The organism is Arthrobacter sp. H14, from assembly GCF_000520495.1.
GTDB lineage: Bacteria > Actinomycetota > Actinomycetes > Actinomycetales > Micrococcaceae > Arthrobacter_C.
In genome coordinates this window covers 1-2266 of the sequence record NZ_KI914643.1, presented here as the reverse complement: position 1 = coordinate 2266, position 2266 = coordinate 1, and the positions used below count along the sequence as shown (strand labels likewise).

Genomic DNA, 2266 nt, shown 5'->3' with positions numbered 1-2266 from the left:
GGCCCGGCCGCCGTCGTCGTAATTGCGCGCTGAACTATACCGAGGAGAGGACGAAGACCGCTCCGGTGGAATCGGTCACCTGCGCCATCCGCCCGTAGTCGCTGTCCCAGGCAGGACGCTGGATGGTGCCGCCGAGTTTCTGGACCTTCTCGACGGCGGCATCGACATCGTCCACGCCCAGATAAAGCTGCCAACTGGCCGGAACACCCTTGGGGAGGACAGAGCCGGCGTCGAATATTCCGGCCTTCGCGTCGTCTCCGCTGCCCAGCGTCGTGTAGCGGAACTCGTCCGAATCGCTCATCACATCGGTATTCCAGCCGAAGACTGTCTCGTAGAACTTGACCGACTTCTCGTAGTCGCGGGTGGAGAGCTCGTGCCATACCGGGGCACCTGCTTCGCCCACCAATCCAAAACCTTGGTGCGCGGCAGCCTGCCAAGCACCAATGGCGGCCCCTCCGGCGTCACACAAGATCGTCATCGTGCCTTGGTCTGCGATCTGCAAGGGTGCCAATCACACAAGATCGTCATCGTGCCTTGGTCTGCGATCTGCAAGGGTGCCAACAGCACCTTGCCGTCGTTGGCCTCGGCGGCTTCGGCCGTGGCCCTGGCATCATCTGTTGCCAGATACGTGGACCAGCCATCGGGATCCTCTGATGCTGGACCCTTTGGTGCCATGCCCGCAATGGGCCGGTCGCCGGCGAAGAACATCTCGTACCCGCCGTATACCAGGCCACTTTCCTTGGCACTCCAGCCGAACAGGCTGCAATAGAAATCCCTGGACTTGTCCGGGTCCGAACTGGCCAGATCGATCCAGCACGGTGCGCCGGGCGGGGTGGAATCACGTTCAGGCATTGCAGGCTCCTAAGTGGTGGTCTGAAGATGATGCGAGACTATGCGTTCAGCTTCGCTGTCGCAACGGGCCGGCAGCGGCGGGCCAGCGGTTCCCGGCATAAAATTCCCGGCGATGAATCGATGCCGGAACTCTATGAGTCCCGCGGGTTGGCTCTGCATCAAACGGTTTTCCGGAACTGTTGCTTCCGTCCAACCCTCGGGGCCGACTCTTACCGACGGAGCAAGCGCGTATCCCCATCAAGTCTTTTGACCGTTTTTGGTTCATTTAGCTGTCTTTTGGGGTATCGTCGCCTATATCGGAACAATAGTCGTTGTTTGGGCGTTTTGTATATCGTCAGAATCGAAATAAGGATGGGGACATGCCGGCCAACCATGAGGCAATCACTGCCAGCCGAACGAAGGCTCATCGCAGGGCAGTGGAAGACAGCTTCCCTGACATCATCGGTTTTCTGGTCGACCATCTTGGCAAAGTGCTTACTTCAGAGATAGCAGGAGCGAGTCCTCAGACCATTGAACGATGGCGGTCAGCATCTCAAGCCCCCACATTGCACGTGGAACGCCGGATGCGTGAGGCCTACGCCATTTTCATCAAATTGTCTGGGAAAGATGCCTCCGCGACAATCCGCGCATGGTTCATGGGCATGAATCCTCAGCTCGATGATGTGTCGCCAGTAGAGGCTCTTCGAGGCGACAATTATCGTGATGTTGCAGCCGCCGCTGACGCCTTCCTTATCGGCGGCTAGTCATTGACACGCCGTGGGAGTCAGCCGCACCTCATCACCCCAGCTCATCGGCTTTGGCGAGTCGCTTATAAGGGAAATGCACTTAAATACCCCTGGATCGACCCGTTCCAAGCCGAAAGTCAGAAGGCGGGTAACCGCTTCGATGTGCCAGGCGGTGGCGTGTTGTACGCATCAAGCAATGTTGAAGGTTGCTTTGCCGAGACACTGGCCCGTCTTCGCCCGAGTCCTGCCATGTTGAGACTGAATTTTGCGATGGATCCACACCATATGAAGCCAGGATCCATCGCCCGGGACTGCGGCTCCAGCGCCGCAAATACGAACTCGAACTGATCGAGCCTCTCCCTTTCGTGGACGTCGAGCACCGGGAAACACGAACTTGGATGAACCGCCTAATGGGTTTCGATCTGGCGCGGTACGAACTAGTGTCCTGATTCGTTAATTCGTTTCAGGTATCTGGCGATGGAGGCGAGGATGTCTTCGGCGGTTTTGGTCCAGATGAAGGGCTGTGGATCCACGTTCCAGGCCTTCACCCAGCTGCGGAGGTCTTTCTCGAGGGCTTGCACGCTGCGGTGATCAGAACGTTGCAGTAGGTCCCGGGTCACTTCCGCGAAGACACGCTCGACCTGGTTGATCCACGACGAGTACGTCGGGGTGAAGTGCATGTGGAACCG

At 58.3% G+C, this 2266-nt stretch carries 4 protein-coding genes and 1 pseudogene; 2 read left to right on the top strand and 3 right to left on the bottom strand.

From position 1 onward, the window contains the following. Positions 1 to 34: 34 nt before the first annotated feature. Together Y707_RS32720 and Y707_RS32715 are read right to left on the bottom strand one after the other, a co-directional pair. Positions 35 to 478, bottom strand: coding sequence for a VOC family protein (locus Y707_RS32720; protein WP_253905099.1), 444 nt, complete (start codon positions 476 to 478; stop codon positions 35 to 37). Next, positions 475 to 852, bottom strand: a complete 378-nt coding sequence (locus Y707_RS32715; protein ID WP_253905098.1) for a VOC family protein — start codon at positions 850 to 852, stop codon at positions 475 to 477. Before Y707_RS32715 ends, Y707_RS32720 begins: the two co-directional genes overlap by 4 nt. A gap of 359 nt (positions 853 to 1211) precedes the next feature. On the opposite strand from Y707_RS32715, the gene Y707_RS0107375 reads away from it, so the two are divergent. Further along, positions 1212 to 1595, top strand: a complete 384-nt coding sequence (locus Y707_RS0107375) for a hypothetical protein (protein ID WP_035780777.1) — start codon at positions 1212 to 1214, stop codon at positions 1593 to 1595. A gap of 3 nt (positions 1596 to 1598) precedes the next feature. Next, positions 1599 to 1925 (top strand): RES family NAD+ phosphorylase, encoded by a 327-nt coding sequence (locus tag Y707_RS33455; RefSeq protein WP_081744705.1) that lies wholly within the window; start codon positions 1599 to 1601, stop codon positions 1923 to 1925. Positions 1926 to 2014: 89 nt separating this feature from the next. Here Y707_RS33455 and Y707_RS0107370 read toward each other — a convergent pair. Beyond that, a pseudogene (locus tag Y707_RS0107370) lies at positions 2015 to 2266 on the bottom strand (IS630 family transposase); the annotation flags it as partial.

Excerpts from the sequence above, each read along its gene's own strand:
- Y707_RS0107375 (WP_035780777.1), top strand. The coding sequence starts at position 1,212 with ATGCCGGCCAACCATGAGGCAATCACTGCCAGCCGAACGAAGGCTCAT.
- Y707_RS32720 (WP_253905099.1), bottom strand. The coding sequence starts at position 478 with ATGACGATCTTGTGTGACGCCGGAGGGGCCGCCATTGGTGCTTGGCAG.
- Y707_RS32715 (WP_253905098.1), bottom strand. The coding sequence starts at position 852 with ATGCCTGAACGTGATTCCACCCCGCCCGGCGCACCGTGCTGGATCGAT.